Below are 15,897 nucleotides of genomic sequence, written 5' to 3'. Positions count from 1 at the left end.
GATCGCGTGAGGTGCAAGCTTGAGCGATAACGACGACATTCCGTTCAATCGGGATTTTCCTCTCGCGCCCGGTGTCGTGGACGAAGTGGTCCCCGGCGTACGGCGCGTGTTGTGCAACAACCCCAGCCCGTTCACGTTTACCGGAACGGTGAGCTATATCGTCGGCAAGGGGAATGTCGCGATTATCGATCCTGGTCCGGTCGATGAGGCTCATACGCAGGTGTTGCTCGACGCGGTGCGCGGCGAGACCGTCACGCATATTCTCGTTACGCACACCCACAACGATCATTCACCCGGCGTCGCCCGCATCAAGGCCGCGACCGGTGCGACAGTGTACGCCGAAGGGCAGCATCGCGCTTCGCGCCCGGCCTATGCCAGTGAAACCCGCGCCACCGAGTCCGGCGGCGACTGGAATTTCCGCCCGGATCGCATCCTCAAGGATGGCGATGTCGTGAAGGGGGATGGCTGGCGGCTGGAAGTTATCGCGACGCCAGGACACACCGCCAACCACATCGCCTTTGCCTGGCCCGAACGGAAGCTGATGTTCGTCGGCGATCACGTGATGGGCTGGTCGACGTCGATCGTGGTGCCGCCCGATGGATCGATGGTCGATTATATGGCCTCGCTCGAGAGGCTGGCGCTTCGCGACGAGCAACTCTATTTCTCCGGTCACGGTCCGGAAATTCCTGATGCCGTGCGGTTCGTGAAGTTCCTCATCCGTCACCGCAAGGCTCGCGAGGCGTCGATTTTGCACCGGCTGGCCAAGGGCGAGGCCGATATCCCGACCATCGTGCGTGCGAGCTATATCGGCATCGATCCGCGGCTGGTGGGCGCTGCCGGTTATTCGGTGCTGGCACACCTTGAAGATCTGGTTGCGCGCGACGTGGTTGCGACCGACGGCGATCCGACCATCGACGGCACCTATCGCTTGGTCGCGCCCTTGGCCTGAGGCTTCGCTGGCGTAATCAGCTTCTTCACCGGCTGCGCGGTATCCACGGCGTCATTCAGTTCTTCCGCGAATTTGATGATGCGTGCCGCGTTGGAGCCGAGGTCATGCTCGAAATAGCGAGACGATGAGCGAAGATCGACACGCGCGCCGTCGCCGTCGGGCATGATGCGGATCGCGACGTCTTCGCGGAAACCCATGATCGGCGTCCGTGCCACGGCCTCGATACGGCCGATCCGTTGGGGCGGCTGCGGCGGGCGTTCGTCGATCACCAGCCACTTGTGCCGGTTCACCTGACGCAGCGCCATCTCGTAGGCTTTCAGCACGGGCACGTCGATATTGATCGGTTCGACATCAGGGTAGGCGATACGCTGCTGTTCGGCGGAGTAGAGACCCGCGTAGACGGCCGGGTTTGCGCCATCGCCGGCGCGCAGCCGCGCCAGCGCCTCGAAGCGTGGCGGATCGATCGGGTCGGTGGTGATGTCGTGAATCGCCGGCAGCGTGCGGAACTGGAAGGCGAGGTAAGCCGGGTAGGCGAGGATCGCGGCGTCGATCAGAAAGGCCAGCAGGATGCGGCTCATGCCGCGCGAGCCATTTTGCCAGATGGCGGCAAACGCGGCGAGGCCGACCAGGATTGAGAGACCGGCACAGGCGAGCGCGCCGAAGAACGTCGTCAGCGCCGGTTTGAAGTCGAGAAATCCGAACCGGACGATGACGACCGCCACGATCGATGCGATCAGCGAGAACACCGCAAGACGCCGCGACCACGACGCGAGAGCGGAGATAGGCTCCATCTGATAAGCGGCGGCAATTCGGCGAGCCATGCCTCGAATCCATTCCCTGCGCCGGACTGAAAGGGGCGCGCCGGTGACCTAGCGCATTTTCAGGGCCGGTGGGAAGCACGTTTGGAAATCAGGCACGAAAATGCCCGGCACGAGGCCGGGCATTACGTCGAACCGGATCAACAGCCTTAGGCGGCTGCGGTCGGGAACTGGTAGTTCTTGAATTGATCCCGGAGGGCGGTCTTCAGGATCTTGCCGGTTGCGGTGTGAGGGATGGCGTCCACAAACTGGACGTCATCCGGCATCCACCACTTTGCGATCTTGCCGTCCATGTACTGCAGGATCTCGTCGCGGCTTGCCTTCTGCTCGGGCTTGAGCTGCACGATGAGCAGCGGCCGCTCGTCCCACTTCGGATGATGGACGCCGATGACGGCGGCTTCCAGCACCTTCGGGTGGCCGACCGCGAGGTTTTCGAGATCGATCGACGAAATCCATTCGCCGCCCGACTTGATCACGTCCTTGGAGCGGTCGGTGATCCGCATGTAGGCGTCGGCGTCGATGGTGGCGACGTCGCCGGTATCGAAGAAGCCCTTGTCGTCGAGGATGTTGGTTTCGACGCGGTAATAGGCTTTCGAGATCGACGGACCGCTCACCTTGAGGCGGCCGAAGGTCTTGCCGTCCCACGGCAGATCCTTGCCGTTGTCGTCGGTGATCTTCATCTGCACGCCGAACGGCGGATAACCCTGCGTCTGCAGGATATCGAGCCGGGGATCGCCGGTGAGGTTTGCGAAGGGCGGCTTGAGCGCGCCGACCGTACCGATCGGGCTCATTTCCGTCATGCCCCAGGCATGGCGAACCTCGACGCCCTGATCGACGAAAGCCTTGATCATCGACCGCGGCATCGCCGAGCCGCCGCAGATCAGGACCTTGAGGTCGGGCAGCGTCTTCTTTTCCGCGGCCATGTACTGTAGCAGCATCAGCCAAACCGTCGGCACGCCGGCGGTATAGGTCACTCTCTCGGTCGAAAGCAGTTCGTAGACCGATGCGCCGTCGAGCTTGGCGCCCGGCATCACCAGCTTGGTGCCCATGGTCGGCGCCGAGAACGCGATGCCCCAGCTGTTGGCGTGGAATAGCGGCACCACCGGCAGCATGGTGTCGCTGGCACGGGTGCCGAGCGCGTCGGTGTTGTTGGCCATCAGCGCGTGGAGAACGTTCGAGCGGTGCGAATAGAGCACGCCCTTCGGATCACCGGTGGTGCCTGACGTGTAGCACATTGCAGCGGCAGTGTTCTCGTCGAACTCCTTCCACTGGAAGTTGCCGTCGACTTCCGCGATCCATTCCTCATAGGAGATCGCGTTCTTCAGCGTGGTCTGCGGCATGTGCGCCTTGTCGGTGAACACGATGAAGCGTTCGACGGACGGCATCTTGTCGGCGATCTTTTCCAGCAGCGGCACAAAGGTGAGGTCCGTCATCATGATGCGGTCTTGCGCATGATTGACGATCCAGACGATCTGGTCCGGGAACAGCCGCGGGTTCACGGTATGGCAAATGGCGCCGATGCCCATGATGCCGTACCATGCTTCGAGATGACGCCAGGTATTCCACGCGATGGTGGCGACGCGGTCGCCGATCTTGATGCCATGCTTGTCGAGCTGCTGGCCGACCTTCAGCGCGCGCGCGCGGATTTCGGCATAGTTGGTGCGGTGGATGGGTCCTTCGACCGATCGCGTCACGACTTCCTGCTTGCCGTGAATGGCCGCTGCGTGATCGATAATCCGATGACACAACAAGGGCCAATTTTGCATCAATCCAAGCATCCGGTATCTCCTCCTGAAGGCAGTCTTTTGTTTGGTGATTGGGCGCTCCCCGAAGGGACCTGAATGAACTTTAGCGCGGACAACGCGGGCCGCAAATGGCCTTCTGGCTGGCATGCCACCCGCCGGCCACCGCTGCCCGTCACCATGGCGGTTGCGCTGGTCCTTACCTTCGCCGTTTTGATGGAGGCAAGCGCAAATGTGCCGCTGCCGCGGCCACGCCCGGCCGAAGCGCCGGCAGCCGAAGGCGTACAGGGGCGTGCAACTGATCAGGCAGAGCCCACGCAGCAGCCCGAAGAGGTTAAACCGCCTGAACTTTCGGCATGCAGGCTGGCGCTGACCGAAAGCATCGCCATCGCGCCCTCGATCCCGGCCATTAAGGGCCCGGGTGGATGCGGCGGCGAGGATCTCGTCCGGCTGGAGGCGATCGTGTTGTCGCCGACCCAGCGGGTGGCGGTGAAGCCTGCCGCGATCCTGCGCTGTACGATGGCTGCCGCGGTCGCCGACTGGGTCCGCGCCGACATGGCGCCACTGGCAGCGACGCTGGGCACCACGATCAGCGAGCTCGATAACTTCGATTCATTCGAATGCCGTGGCCGCAATCGGGTCAAGAATGCCAAACTCTCCGAACACGGACTTGCCAATGCGCTCGACGTGCGCGGTCTGAGGTTCGCCAATGGCAATACGCTGTCGCTGACCGACCGTACTGTGTCGCGTGAGATCCGTGAGAAGGTGCTGGCGTCGGTCTGTACCCGATTTACCACCGTGCTTGGGCCGGGTTCGGATTGGTACCATGAGGACCATATCCATCTCGATCTCGCCCAGCGGCGCAACGGCTACAAGCTCTGCCAGTGGGGCGTCTACGATCCGCTGCCGGCCGTTGCGCCCCTGATGCCGGCGGAGAGGCCGCAGGAGGCTCCGCCGCGCGCCAGCGAGCAGGAGGGTGCGTCCGAGCAGCCTTCCGATGATGCGCCGCAGGCGGCTTCAGGCGGCGCGGGCGACAAGCCTGCATCATCCGCCAAGCCGCGCCGTGCGCTCTCGCGTCAGACCAGCCCTCAATGAAAAAGCGCCGGACCGGCCGGCGCTTTTGATCAGATCAAGGAAAGCGAAGCGTTCAGAACGGACCCGTGCCGCCGCTTGCGCCCTGCAATGCCATCTTCGAATTGAAGGGGGAGTCGCCCTGCTTGGGTTCGAGCACAACCACCACGCTGCCTTGTTTCGCGCGGCTGTAGAGATCGATCACGTCCTCGTTGGTCATGCGGATGCAGCCCGAGGAAATCGATGCGCCGATATATTCCGGCTGGTTGGTGCCGTGAATGCGGAACAGCGTGTCCTTGTTGCCTTGATAGAGATAGAGCGCGCGCGCGCCGAGCGGATTGTCAGGACCGCCGGGCACGGACTGCGGCAGGCCTTCGATGCGCTTGTGAATGTCTGCGGTCGGGGTCCACTTCGGCCATTCCTGCATGTTGCCGACGCGGGCGATGCCGGAGAACGCAAGCGCTTCCTCGCCAACGGTGATGCCGTAGCGGATCGCCTTGCCACCCTCGAGGACGTAGTAAAGATAGTGATTGTCGGAATCCACGACGATGGAGCCCGGCGTTTCCTTGCGATGATAGTTCACGATCGCGCGCCGGAACGGCTGCGGAACCTCAACCTTCTCGTACTTCGCCTTCGCGAGAAGCTCTTTGTCGCGCGGCTTGAGATTGGCATCCGATGATTTCTCGAAAGTGGCCGAGGTCGCCTGCATGCAGCCGGCGAGCGCAAGACCTGCGAGGAGAACGATAATTTTTGAGCCGAACGAGGACATTCCGAAGTTCCAATGGGCGCTGGCGTGTCTTCACACCTAGATTTAGCCGGAAGATGCTTCCGATTTCGTTACCCCTTATTTGCGCTGAAACCGGCCGTTTTTCCAGCGATTCCGCATCGGTTTTGCTATGCAGCACGTCACCTGTGGCATTTGAGCCTCAGGACCGGGGGCGAATAAGCCAGAGCGTGCTCAAATGCGTGGCAAGAACGCGCATTTAGGCCAGCAGGACGCCCCCAGTAGCCGCGCTGGAGCGCGATTTTCAAACCGTACGCGAATCGCCATAGCCTCACGAAGCGGCGGGCTGCTGAGCTTCATTCTCTCGATTGCCAGCCGGCCAATATCCGGTCTCGTAGATTTTATTCCTAGTTTTCGCCTGCGAACTTTGTCGGACGATGCAATGCCGTTCGCCTCCACGGAAGGTAGATAACTATCCACACATGCCGGCCTATCTGACGGTGCCGGACGTGCTGACCTTCATGACACCTGTATGTCTCGCCGCCGCCCTTGCGGAAAATCGGAGAGATTGCGCTTTGAGAGAAGATAGACGACACGTTGTTCGCGAAAGATATTCCGGGAGTCGCCTATGTTGTCGGTCTTCGTTCCCACTGCATCAGCGTTGCAGAAGCTTGATAACGTTGAGGCGGACGCCCTGCCGCCGAACGCGATCTGGATCGACATGAAGTCGCCATCCCCCGGCGAGGACAAGGCGGTCGAGAAACTGGTCGGCATCGAAATCCCGACTCGCGAGGACATGCAGGAAATCGAAATTTCCAGCCGTCTCTACGTCGAGAACGGTGCGCGCTACATGACCGCCACGCTGATGTGCGCGGCCGATTCCCAGGCGCCGCGCACCACGCCGGTAACCTTTATTTTGACCGACCATCGCCTGGTGACCGTACGCTATGACGAACCGAGGCCGTTCGCGCTGGTCGCCGCGAAGCTGGCGCGATCATGCTCGCCTAACATGACAGGTGACGAACTGCTGCTCGAACTGCTCGACGCCGTGATCGACCGCTGCGCCGATATTTTGGAGCGTGCCGGCGCGGACGTGGATAGCGTGTCATCGCAGATTTTTGAACCGTCCGCGGAGCGCGGGCATGCTCGCACCTATTCACAAATTTTGCTGACGATCGGCAAGAAGGGTGACCTGACCTCGAAGGTGCGGGAGAGTCTTGTGTCGATCGGGCGGCTGATTTCCTTCGTCACGGTCGAAACCGACAACGTGCGCTGGAGCAAGGAACAGAAGGCGCAGTTCAAGACGCTGCAGCGCGACGTCTCCTCGCTGACCGATCACGCCTCGTATCTGTCGAACAAGATCACCTTCGTGCTCGACGCCATGCTCGGTGTCGTCAATCTCGAGCAGAACAACATCATCAAGCTGTTCTCGGTAATGGCGGTAGTGCTGATGCCGCCGACGCTGATCGCTTCCGCTTACGGCATGAATTTCAAGATGATGCCCGAACTGGAATGGGCGTTCGGCTATCCGATGGCGCTGGGCATGATGTTGGTCGCGGCCGTGCTGCCTTACATGTTCTTCAAGTGGAAGCGGTGGCTCTAAGTCTGGGCATTTTCCGAAAACCGGCTCCGATTTTTTGGGATCCCTAGCTACTTCGCAAGCTTCGCGATCGCCGCCTTGATTGATCGCGCGGCGCTGTCGTAATCGGCCCAAGCCTTTGTCTTCGCTAGCAGCGCCGGCACCGTGCGCAACGTATATTTCATCGGATCGAGATCGCTGCGCACCTGCGCCCATGTCATCGGCATCGACACGGGCGCGCCGTCGCGCGCGCGGGGCGACAGTGGCGCGACTGCCGTCGACATCCGGTCGTTGCGGAGATAGTCGAGGAAGATTTTTCCCTCGCGCTGCTTCTTCGACATGTTGAGCAGGTAATGCTCGGGGCTGTCCGCCGCCATCTGCTGACACACGGCCTGCGCGAACGTCTTCGCTGTCTTCCAGTCGATCTTGTCCTTCTTCGCATCCTTCAGCGGCGTGACCACGTGCAGCCCCTTGCCGCCGGTGGTCTTGCAGAAACTTTCCAACCCAAGATCCGTCAATCGCTCGCGCATTTCGCGCGCGGCATCGACCACCGCGGAAAACGCGACGTCAGGCGAGGGGTCGAGATCGAACACCAGCCGCCCCGGCACATCAGGTTCGTCCGGCGCGCAATTCCAGGGATGCAGTTCAAGTCCGCCGATCTGCGCGACTGCGACAAGTCCCTCGACGCGGTCGATCTGCACATACGGTTTGCGATCTCCCGAGACTTTCACGAGATCGAGCAACTTCGACATGCCGGCCATTGCGTGCCGTTGAAAGAACGTCTCGCCGCCGATCCCGTCCGGCGCGCGAATGATCGAACAGGGACGGCCCTTGATATGTGCGATCAGCCAGTCGCCGACCTGCTCCATGTAGTGGGCGAGATCGAGCTTGGTGACCGGCTCGCCGTCGCCGCCGTCCGGCCACATCGCCTTGTCCGGATTGGAGATCGTCACGTCCATGATGGTGTTGTCGTTGCTGCGGGAGGACACGATCCGCGTCGCCGGAGCCTTGCCGTTCGTCTTCGGGGACAACGCGGCCACATGGGTCCTAGCGGGCTTATCGGCGGTCACGTCGCTCGCCGGCTTGTCCTTGCGCAAGCCCTTGAACGCTGCCTGCCGCACCATGTTGTCACCGGTCCAGCCGGCGAACTCGATTTCAGCGACAAGTTCAGGTTTCAGCCAATGGACGTCGGCGGTTTTCTTCGGTGCGTTCTCGCCGCCGAACGGATTTTTGGCGGCGGCGGTGGCCCTCAACTCGGGCATGATCCGCTTGACTGTCGTCTGTCCGTAACCTGTGCCGACCACACCGACATAGGCGAGGTGACCGTCGCGCGGTACGCCGACCATCAGCGAGCGAAATTTGCCGCCATTGCTTTTCCATCCGCCGATCACGACCTCATGTCCGGCGCGGACCTTCGCCTTGGTCCAGCTATCCGAACGTCCCGAACGATAGGGCGCTGTAACTTTCTTCGACACGATGCCCTCAAGCGACAACGCGCGAGCGGATTCCATGATCGCGTTGCCACTGGACTCGAAATGCTCCACGTAGCGGATGGTTCCCTCATCGCGCTTTCGTTTGCCGTTGAGCAGAAGCTGGAGCCGTTTCTTCCGCTCCGATAGCGGAAGTGGTCGCAAATCCTCGCCCCCAGCGAACAGAAGGTCGAAGGCGAAGAAAATCAGGTTATCCGTCTTCTCGTCGGATAGCGCCGCCTGCAACGAGGCGAAACTCGGACGGCCTTCGTGATCGAGCGCGACCACTTCACCATCAATGACGGCATCAGGAAGTTTCGCGGCCTGCTTTGCAATCGCGGAGAATTTCTCGGTCCAGTCGAGACCCTTGCGAGTTCTCAGTGTGACATCACCGCTTTCGATCCGCATCTGCACGCGATAGCCGTCGAACTTGATCTCGTGCACCCAGTTGCCGCCCGAGGGCGGTTTCTCGACGGACGCACACAACTGCGGTTCAACGAAGTCGGGGAGCTTCGCGATGCGCTTGACCGTGGTTTTTGACGTTGCGGTTTTGGCAGCAGGCTTGCTTTTCGTGGTGATGGTCTTGGAACGTTCTTTCTTGCGTGCTTCCGCAGCGGCACCCTTGTTCGAATCCCACACCGCATCGGCTTGAGCCCGCGTTGATTTGCGCGTCATGAACGGCGTCGGGCCGCGGCCCTTGCCGGCGGCGATCTCGCTCATCCTGCGGCCGGAGGCGACAGACGTGTCGTCGTCGAGAAGATTGTTCGCCCTGCCTTCGCGGGCGTACTCGTCGCGATGTTTGATCAGCAGCCAGTTGGTGCGCTTGCCGCCGTTGCGATCATGCTTCATGCGCACCAGCACCCACTCGCCGTGGAGCTTGCCGCCTTCCAGCGCGAATTTGAGATCGCCTTTCTTGAAACCGCGCTCGGGATCGTCCGACAGCCAATAGCCGCGATCCCACAGTTGCACGGTGCCGCCGCCGTACTGGCCTTTGGGAATGGTGCCTTCGAAATCGCCATAGTCGAGCGGATGATCCTCCACTTCGACCGCGAGGCGTTTGTCCTTTGGATCGAGCGAAGGGCCGCGCGTTACGGCCCATGACTTGAACACGCCGCCAAATTCTAGCCGCAGATCGTAGTGTAGCCGCGTCGCATCATGCTTCTGAATAACAAACCGGCGCGCCTTGGCCGCTGCGACCGGGGTGCGACCGCTTGGCTCAGCCGTTTTGGTGAAATCACGTTTTGTTCGGTAAACCTTAAGTTTCTTTTGGGTCACGGCGAGGCATTCCCGACGGTGCAATAAACGCGGAACGATTGTATCATGCGCCATCAGGCGGGGGTGCAGGAACCAAAACCTGCCACTTCAGTTGAGGCTCCGTCGCAGATATGCGTTTGAGTTGGAGGTCGCCGATGTTGCCGCGTGCGTACTGGAAGGGTTCGCTGAAGCTGTCGCTGGTCACGTGCCCCGTGGCGCTCTATCCCGCCTCGACCACGGTCGAACGAACCCGCTTTCACATGATCAATACCGAGACCGGAAATCGGCTGAAGCAGCAGATGGTCGATTCCGAGACTGGCGAAGTGGTCGAGAAGGAACAGAAGGGCCGCGGTTACGAGGTCAGCAAGGGCGAGTACGTTCAGATCGAAAAGGAAGAACTGGAAGCGGTTCAGCTCGAAAGCAATCACACCATCGATATCGACAATTTCGTGCCGCGCGACGAGATCGACCGCAGATATCTGGACAGTCCCTATTACATGGTTCCGGACGGCAATGCCGGCATCGATGCCTTTGCAGTGATCCGCGATGCGATGAAGGATCAGGATCGCGTGGCGCTTGCACGCGTCGTGCTGTCAAACCGCGAACGCATCGTGGCGATCGAGCCGCTCGGCAAAGGCCTGCTCGCGACCACATTGCGATATGCCTATGAGGTGCGCAGCGAGGAAGATTTCTTCGCCGACATCAAGACACCGAAAATCTCGAAGGACATGATTGAACTTGCTGCGCACATTCTCGATAGCAAGGCGGCGAACTTCGATGCCTCCAAATTCGAGGACGAATACGAAAATGCGCTGAAGGCGCTGGTGAAGCAGAAGGCTTCGGGCAAGACCATCAAGTCCGTCGAGCGCCCGGCGAAGGCCGACAACGTCATCAGCCTGATGGATGCTTTGAAGCAGAGTCTGAAGGGCAAGGCGCCTGCGCCGCGGCCGGCGCGTGCGTCCCGTGCAGCGCCAGCTCCTGCCGCGAAGAAGGCAGGGCGTTCGACAGCGCGGCAGAGGAAGGCCGGTTAAACTTACGCGGCCTGCGCGGCGAGCAGCTTTTCACGCAGCGCCTTGATATCGGCGGTCAGCTTCATCACTTCGGGAATAGTGATGTTGGTCGAGCAGCCGATCGCTTGCGGAATCTCGACCGCCTTCTGTTTCAGTTCAGCGCCTCTGGGCGTCAACTGGATCCGCACCATCCGTTCGTCGTTCTGATCGCGTGTCCTGCGCACCATGCCAGCTGTCTCCAGCCGCTTGAGTAGCGGGGTGAGCGTGCTTGATTCCAGCAAGAGCTTCTCGCCGATCTCGCCGACCGTTCTGCCGTCTTTTTCCCAGAGCACCGCCATCACCAGATACTGAGGATAGGTCAGTCCCAGCGGGTCGAGCAGGGGTTTGTAAAGCCGCGTGAAGGCGTGCCCCGCCGAATAAAGGGCGAAGCAGACGAAATTATCGATCTTCAGCAGATCGTCCGCAGTCGGTCGGGCGGTCATGGCTGTCCTCAAGGTTCGATCGGTGGCTGGATCACACTCTATATTTAAGGCGCGCGCGATTGAATCGCGCAACGCATTTTTGCATGGCTGTTAGCCAAATTATGTATTGTACGATTATATCGTGCACGATATAAATGACCGTTCCTTCCCGGCCGAGACCGGCCGAAGGCTGCTAGATTCAGCCCTCTTAAAGAGGCCCACCAAGGAGAAAGCGCATGCCCACGAAAGTTCTCTATCGCACCCAGGCCACTGCAACCGGCGGCCGCGACGGCAAAGCCTCCACCACGGACGGAACGTTTCAGGTCAGCCTCTCGACCCCGAAGGAACTCGGTGGCGGCGGCGGGGCAGGCAACAATCCCGAGCAGCTTTTCGCAGCCGGCTATTCGGCCTGTTTCATCGGCGCCATGAAGGCGGTCTCGGGAACGGTCGGTATCAAAGTGCCGGCGGATGCGACCGTCACGGCTGATGTGGGTATCGGCCCGCGTTCGGAAGGCGGTTTCGGTCTCGATGTCGCGCTGACCGTGGCACTGCCGGGCGTCGATCGCGCCGATGCGGAGAAACTGGTCGCCACCGCGCATCAGGTCTGCCCGTACTCCAACGCGACGCGCAACAACCTCGACGTCAAGATCACCGTCGTCTGATTGCCGCGTCAATCGAACGAGAGAGCGGGGCCTCGGCTCCGCTCTTTTCGTTTGCCGCGCCCTTACACGTGCTGGCCGCCGTTGATGTGAATCTCGGCGCCGTTCACGTAGGAGCTTGTCTCCGTGCACAGCACGTAGATGATCTTTGCCACTTCATCCGGGGTGCCGAGGCGATTCATCGGAATCTGCTCGTGCACGATCTTGTCGGTGCCTGGCGACAGGATCGATGTATCGATCTCGCCCGGTGCGATCGCGTTGACGCGGACGCCGACGCGGCCGAAGTCCGCGGCCATCTCGCGCGTCAGCGATGCGAGCGCTGCTTTCGATGTCGCGTAAGCCGCGCCCGCGAACGGATGCACGCGCGAGCCTGCAATCGACGTGACATTCACCACCGATCCCTTGGCCGCTTTCAATTCCTCGATCAAACCGCGCGCCATCATGATCGGCGCGAAGAAATTCACGCGGAACACATGGCTCCAGGCATCCACGTCGGTGTCGATGGAGCCCATGCGCGCGCCGTCTTTGCCCTTCGGCGAAATCGCGGCGTTGTTGACCAGCGCATGCAGCGCGCCGCCGTCGAGCCGCTCGCGAATTTCATCGATGGCGCGTGCGGTGTCGTTGTGATCGGCGAGGTCGACCTGGATGTGGTCTTCCGGCCCGGCGCCCCACGGGCATTGTTCGGGAAACGGATGCCGCGAGCAGGTGATGACGCGCCAGCCTGCGCTGGAAAACCGGATCACGGTGGCGTGGCCGATGCCGCGGCTCGCACCGGTCAGCAGCAAGGTGCGTTTGGGCGCGTTGGAATCGGCAGGAGTTGAAGTCGGCATGGATAAGGGTCTCGCCTTCGCTAGTGATCCGGTTCTGACATTCGTATCACACCATTCGCGAGCACCTTTACGAATGTCAGAACCAAAGGATCACTAGAATTATGATTTGCCAGTGTCCTTTCGTATCCGACGTTCGCTCCGGCGACGCTGCAGAGTGAAGCGAACGTCGGATACGGGACACTGGCGTTCGCATTCAGGACATGTCGGTCATGGATAGAGCCGCGTCTTGCTCCATTCGGCATCGGGAGCGGTGCGCGTGAATGTGATGCGGTCGTGCAGGCGAAACGGGCGGTCGTGCCAGAATTCGAACGCCTGCGGCGCGATGCGCCAGCCGCTCCAGCCGGGGGGGCGGGGGACTTCGCCGAGGGCGTACTTTGCAGCATTGAGCGCGATGGCCTTCTCGAACGCCATGCGGCTTTCCAGCGGCTGCGACTGCTTGCTGGCCCAGGCGCCGATCTGCGCCTGCTTCGGCCTTGTGGCGAAATAGGCGTCGGCCTCGGCGTCGGTGACCGGGGTGACGGTGCCGCGGATCCGGACCTGCCGGCGCAGCGATTTCCAGTGGAACAGCAGTCCGGCCTTGGGGGTGGCGGCCAGCTCCCGGCCCTTGGCGCTGTCGATATGGCTGTAAAACACGAAACCGGCGGTATCGAACCCCTTCAGCAGCACCATGCGGACGTCAGGCAGCCCGTCCGGGTCCACGGTGGCCAGCGCCATGGCGTTGGGATCGTTCGGCTCGGACTTCACAGCCTCGGCAAACCACACCGCAAAAAGCCCAAAAGGCTCGTCGGCGGCGGTGAAATCACCGGAAATTAACTCGGCTGGGGTTTTGATGGTGTTTGGACCGGTCATGTCTGGAGTATCCGATTGCGTATCCTGGCGCCCCTTCGTGCCAAGCCTGTTCTCGAGCGTTCCCTATATAGGGTACGTGAGGGCCGCGGCCTATCGCCGATCGGGCGGTTGATCGCGGCGGCATCGCTGGTGGCTGTGGGTTGTTCGGCCAGCGGCTGCAGCATGGGGACCATGTTCAGCAAGGAGCCCAAGAAGGATGACGCCTCGGACGTCACCGGCTCCATCGGCCCGATCCTGCGGTCCCACGACGATACCAATCTCACCGACGCCGACCTCGCTTTGGCCCGCAACGCAGCCTCCGACGTGCTGACCCGGGGCCAGAAGGATGTCAGCCAGCCCTGGGAAAATCCCGAAACCGGGGCGCGCGGCTCGGTCACGCCGCTGGCCTCGACCTATACTTCCGAGGGCCGGACCTGCCGGGATTTCCTGGCGAGCTACGTGCGCGGCACCAATGAAGGCTGGCTGCAGGGCGAAGCCTGCCAGCAGCCCAAAGGGTCTTGGGAAATTCGCAACTTGAAGCCCTGGAAGCGAAGTTGAGCCCTGGAAGCGAAGTTGAAGTTTGGAAGCGCAGCTAATGGCGCAGCCAGTAGATCGAAACGCACGGCCAGAACCGCCGCGCCCACCGCAGTTTTGACACCGCAACGGGGGAAACCCGTTGCAGGATTGTCACGAAAACCCCACATCAGGGCAAAGGGGCCACTCGGCTCTCACCTGAATTCCACTAAGGAGACCTGACGGATGCGCGACCCCTATGAGGTCCTGGGGGTGCAGCGGGGTGCCAGTTCTGCGGCGATCAAGAGCGCGTTTCGCAAGCTCGCCAAAAAGCACCACCCCGATGCCAACAAGGGCGACCCGAAAGCGGCCGACCGCTTCGCCGAATTGAACACTGCGAATGAAATTCTCGGCGACGAGGACAAGCGCAAGCAGTTCGATCGCGGCGAGATCGACGCCGAGGGCAAACCGAAATTTCAGAGTTTTGAAAGCGGCTTCCCCGGAGGCGGCGGTGGACGCCGTGCGGGGCCGGGCGGCTTCGAATATTCCTTCCGCACCGGCGGCAATCCCGGCGGGCCGGGCGCCGGCGGTTATGCCAGCGGCGGGGCGTTCGAGGACATTCTCAAAAGCATGTTCGGCGGTCAGGCCGGCGCCGGCATGGGTGCTGGCGGTCCCGGTGGTCCGCGCGGCGGCGCGGGCACGTTCGAATACGACGCGCCGTTTGCTGCCGATCTCGACCTCAATGTCACCATGAGCGTGGCGCTCGAGGAAGCTGTGCAGGGCGCGACGCGGCGCGTGCGGCTGCCGACCGGCAAGGAACTGAACGTCAAGATTCCGGCGGGCGTCACCGCCGGCCAGCAGATCCGTCTCAAGGGACAGGGCGACACCGCGCCCGGTCATCGTCCCGGCGACGTGCTGATCACCGTGAACATTGCGCCGCATCCGTATTTCAAGGTGGACGGCAACGACCTGCGGCTCGAACTGCCGATCACGCTGTATGAAGCGGTGCTTGGTGCGAAGGTACGGGTGCCGACCCTCGACGGCGCGGTGCAACTGTCGATTCCGAAGAACACCTCGTCAGGCCGCACGTTCCGCCTCAAGGGCAAGGGCATGCCGATCAAGGGCGTTTCGGGAGCCGATGGCGCGGGCGATCTGTTCGCGACCACGCGCATCGTCCTGCCGGACGCCAATGACGCGGAGCTTGAAGCGCTCATGGAGAAATGGCGCACCGAGCATCCGACCAATCCGCGCAGCGATTTCGAGTGACGGGTAAGCGTGATCTCTCTGTTCGTCATGGCCGGGCATAGCCGTTCGAAGAACGGCGTCGCTTCCGCTCGCCTATGACCCGGCCATCCACGTTTTGGAGAGGCATTCGTTGTCATTGCGAGGAGCACTCGCGACGAAGCAATCTAGTCTTCGCTTGATGCGGTTCCCGCCTGGATTGCTTCGCTTCGCTCGCAATGACGGAAGTGAAGACGTGGATCACCGGGACAAGCCCGGTGATGACGATTGTGAGTGTTGCAGTATCGCAATTTCTCTCCGGTCGTCCCCGCGAAAGCGGGGACCCATACTCCCTGAGTTTTCGATTTGCGGGAGTTGTCGGAGCAATCTTCTCGCCATCACCACGGCGTTCAGTGGTTATGGGTCCCCGCCTGCGCGGGGACGACATTGTGGGTGTCGCGAGCACCTTACTTACAGTTCGTCATGGCCGGGCTTGACCCGGCCATCCACGACTTTGGAGTTGCCACGCGTTACAAGTAAGACATGGACAAGACATGGATCACCGGGGCAAGCCCGGTGATGACGACTGTGAGTGTGTGCAGTATCGCAATTTCTCTCCGGTCGTCCCCGCGAAAGCGGGGACCCATACTCCCTGAGTTTTCGATTTGAGGGAGTTGTCGGAGCAATCTTCTCGCCATCACCACGGCGTTCGGTGGTTATGGGTCCCCGCTTTCGCGGGGACGACATCGTGGGTGTAGCGAACACCTTA

Annotated in this window: 14 protein-coding genes; 7 read left to right on the top strand and 7 right to left on the bottom strand. The window is 61.5% G+C overall.

All coding sequences use genetic code 11. The annotated features are described in order from the left end of the window. The first annotated feature begins 19 nt into the window (after window positions 1-19). Complete coding sequence (locus YH63_RS02270; RefSeq protein WP_046829011.1) at window positions 20-949, top strand: MBL fold metallo-hydrolase; 930 nt, start codon at window positions 20-22, stop codon at window positions 947-949. Here the strand turns inward: YH63_RS02270 and YH63_RS02265 are convergent. After that, window positions 922-1,770, bottom strand: a complete 849-nt coding sequence (locus tag YH63_RS02265; protein ID WP_046829012.1) for a DUF1499 domain-containing protein — start codon at window positions 1,768-1,770, stop codon at window positions 922-924. The genes YH63_RS02270 and YH63_RS02265 overlap by 28 nt on opposite strands. A gap of 146 nt (window positions 1,771-1,916) precedes the next feature. Beyond that, a complete protein-coding gene (locus tag YH63_RS02260; protein WP_046829013.1) occupies window positions 1,917-3,545 on the bottom strand; it encodes a fatty-acid--CoA ligase in 1,629 nt (542 codons plus the stop codon). A 63-nt stretch (window positions 3,546-3,608) separates the two neighbouring features. On the opposite strand from YH63_RS02260, the gene YH63_RS02255 reads away from it, so the two are divergent. Continuing rightward, window positions 3,609-4,604, top strand: coding sequence for an extensin family protein (locus YH63_RS02255; protein WP_137325093.1), 996 nt, complete (start codon window positions 3,609-3,611; stop codon window positions 4,602-4,604). 52 nt (window positions 4,605-4,656) lie between these two features. On the opposite strand, the gene YH63_RS02250 is transcribed toward YH63_RS02255, so the two are convergent. Continuing rightward, the gene (locus YH63_RS02250) at window positions 4,657-5,349 is read right to left on the bottom strand and encodes a L,D-transpeptidase (RefSeq protein WP_046829015.1); all 693 of its coding nucleotides are present in this window, start codon (window positions 5,347-5,349) and stop codon (window positions 4,657-4,659) included. Window positions 5,350-5,932: 583 nt separating this feature from the next. Here YH63_RS02250 and YH63_RS02245 point away from each other — a divergent pair. After that, window positions 5,933-6,907 carry a magnesium transporter CorA family protein gene (locus tag YH63_RS02245; protein WP_046829016.1) on the top strand — a complete coding sequence of 325 codons (975 nt, stop codon included), beginning with the start codon at window positions 5,933-5,935 and terminating at the stop codon, window positions 6,905-6,907. Window positions 6,908-6,954: 47 nt separating this feature from the next. Here YH63_RS02245 and ligD read toward each other — a convergent pair whose 3' ends face one another. Next, window positions 6,955-9,627, bottom strand: coding sequence for a DNA ligase D (gene ligD / locus YH63_RS02240; RefSeq protein WP_046829815.1), 2,673 nt, complete (start codon window positions 9,625-9,627; stop codon window positions 6,955-6,957). A gap of 134 nt (window positions 9,628-9,761) precedes the next feature. Here ligD and YH63_RS02235 point away from each other — a divergent pair, with 134 nt between their 5' ends. Beyond that, window positions 9,762-10,637, top strand: coding sequence for a Ku protein (locus YH63_RS02235; protein WP_046829017.1), 876 nt, complete (start codon window positions 9,762-9,764; stop codon window positions 10,635-10,637). A 2-nt stretch (window positions 10,638-10,639) separates the two neighbouring features. Here YH63_RS02235 and YH63_RS02230 read toward each other — a convergent pair whose 3' ends face one another. Next, window positions 10,640-11,098 (bottom strand): MarR family winged helix-turn-helix transcriptional regulator, encoded by a 459-nt coding sequence (locus YH63_RS02230; protein WP_046829018.1) that lies wholly within the window; start codon window positions 11,096-11,098, stop codon window positions 10,640-10,642. A gap of 215 nt (window positions 11,099-11,313) precedes the next feature. On the opposite strand from YH63_RS02230, the gene YH63_RS02225 reads away from it, so the two are divergent. Then, on the top strand, window positions 11,314-11,739 hold the full coding sequence (locus tag YH63_RS02225; RefSeq protein WP_046829019.1) for an organic hydroperoxide resistance protein: 426 nt from the start codon (window positions 11,314-11,316) through the stop codon (window positions 11,737-11,739). Window positions 11,740-11,801: 62 nt separating this feature from the next. Here YH63_RS02225 and YH63_RS02220 read toward each other — a convergent pair whose 3' ends face one another. Both YH63_RS02220 and pdxH read right to left on the bottom strand, forming a co-directional pair. Continuing rightward, a complete protein-coding gene (locus YH63_RS02220; protein ID WP_046829020.1) occupies window positions 11,802-12,566 on the bottom strand; it encodes an SDR family NAD(P)-dependent oxidoreductase in 765 nt (254 codons plus the stop codon). Between the two features lie 207 nt (window positions 12,567-12,773). Then, window positions 12,774-13,415 (bottom strand): pyridoxamine 5'-phosphate oxidase, encoded by a 642-nt coding sequence (gene pdxH, locus YH63_RS02215; RefSeq protein WP_046829021.1) that lies wholly within the window; start codon window positions 13,413-13,415, stop codon window positions 12,774-12,776. Window positions 13,416-13,430: 15 nt separating this feature from the next. On the opposite strand from pdxH, the gene YH63_RS02210 reads away from it, so the two are divergent. Beyond that, on the top strand, window positions 13,431-13,952 hold the full coding sequence (locus tag YH63_RS02210) for an RT0821/Lpp0805 family surface protein (RefSeq protein ID WP_046829022.1): 522 nt from the start codon (window positions 13,431-13,433) through the stop codon (window positions 13,950-13,952). A gap of 201 nt (window positions 13,953-14,153) precedes the next feature. Further along, a complete protein-coding gene (locus YH63_RS02205; RefSeq protein WP_046829023.1) occupies window positions 14,154-15,173 on the top strand; it encodes a DnaJ C-terminal domain-containing protein in 1,020 nt (339 codons plus the stop codon). Window positions 15,174-15,897 lie beyond the last annotated feature (724 nt).

The sequence above is a fragment of the Afipia massiliensis genome (genome assembly GCF_001006325.2).
Taxonomy (GTDB): Bacteria; Pseudomonadota; Alphaproteobacteria; order Rhizobiales; family Xanthobacteraceae; genus Afipia; species Afipia massiliensis_A.
This window is presented reverse-complemented; position numbering and strand designations above follow the sequence as displayed.

Bases quoted from the DNA above. Each gene is read 5' to 3' on its own strand.
- YH63_RS02265 (WP_046829012.1), bottom strand. From the start codon at position 1,770: ATGGCTCGCCGAATTGCCGCCGCTTATCAGATGGAGCCTATCTCCGCT.
- YH63_RS02260 (WP_046829013.1), bottom strand. From the start codon at position 3,545: ATGCTTGGATTGATGCAAAATTGGCCCTTGTTGTGTCATCGGATTATC.
- YH63_RS02255 (WP_137325093.1), top strand. From the start codon at position 3,609: ATGAACTTTAGCGCGGACAACGCGGGCCGCAAATGGCCTTCTGGCTGG.
- YH63_RS02250 (WP_046829015.1), bottom strand. From the start codon at position 5,349: ATGTCCTCGTTCGGCTCAAAAATTATCGTTCTCCTCGCAGGTCTTGCG.
- YH63_RS02245 (WP_046829016.1), top strand. From the start codon at position 5,933: ATGTTGTCGGTCTTCGTTCCCACTGCATCAGCGTTGCAGAAGCTTGAT.
- YH63_RS02235 (WP_046829017.1), top strand. From the start codon at position 9,762: ATGTTGCCGCGTGCGTACTGGAAGGGTTCGCTGAAGCTGTCGCTGGTC.
- YH63_RS02230 (WP_046829018.1), bottom strand. From the start codon at position 11,098: ATGACCGCCCGACCGACTGCGGACGATCTGCTGAAGATCGATAATTTC.
- YH63_RS02225 (WP_046829019.1), top strand. From the start codon at position 11,314: ATGCCCACGAAAGTTCTCTATCGCACCCAGGCCACTGCAACCGGCGGC.
- YH63_RS02220 (WP_046829020.1), bottom strand. From the start codon at position 12,566: ATGCCGACTTCAACTCCTGCCGATTCCAACGCGCCCAAACGCACCTTG.
- pdxH (WP_046829021.1), bottom strand. From the start codon at position 13,415: ATGACCGGTCCAAACACCATCAAAACCCCAGCCGAGTTAATTTCCGGT.
- YH63_RS02205 (WP_046829023.1), top strand. From the start codon at position 14,154: ATGCGCGACCCCTATGAGGTCCTGGGGGTGCAGCGGGGTGCCAGTTCT.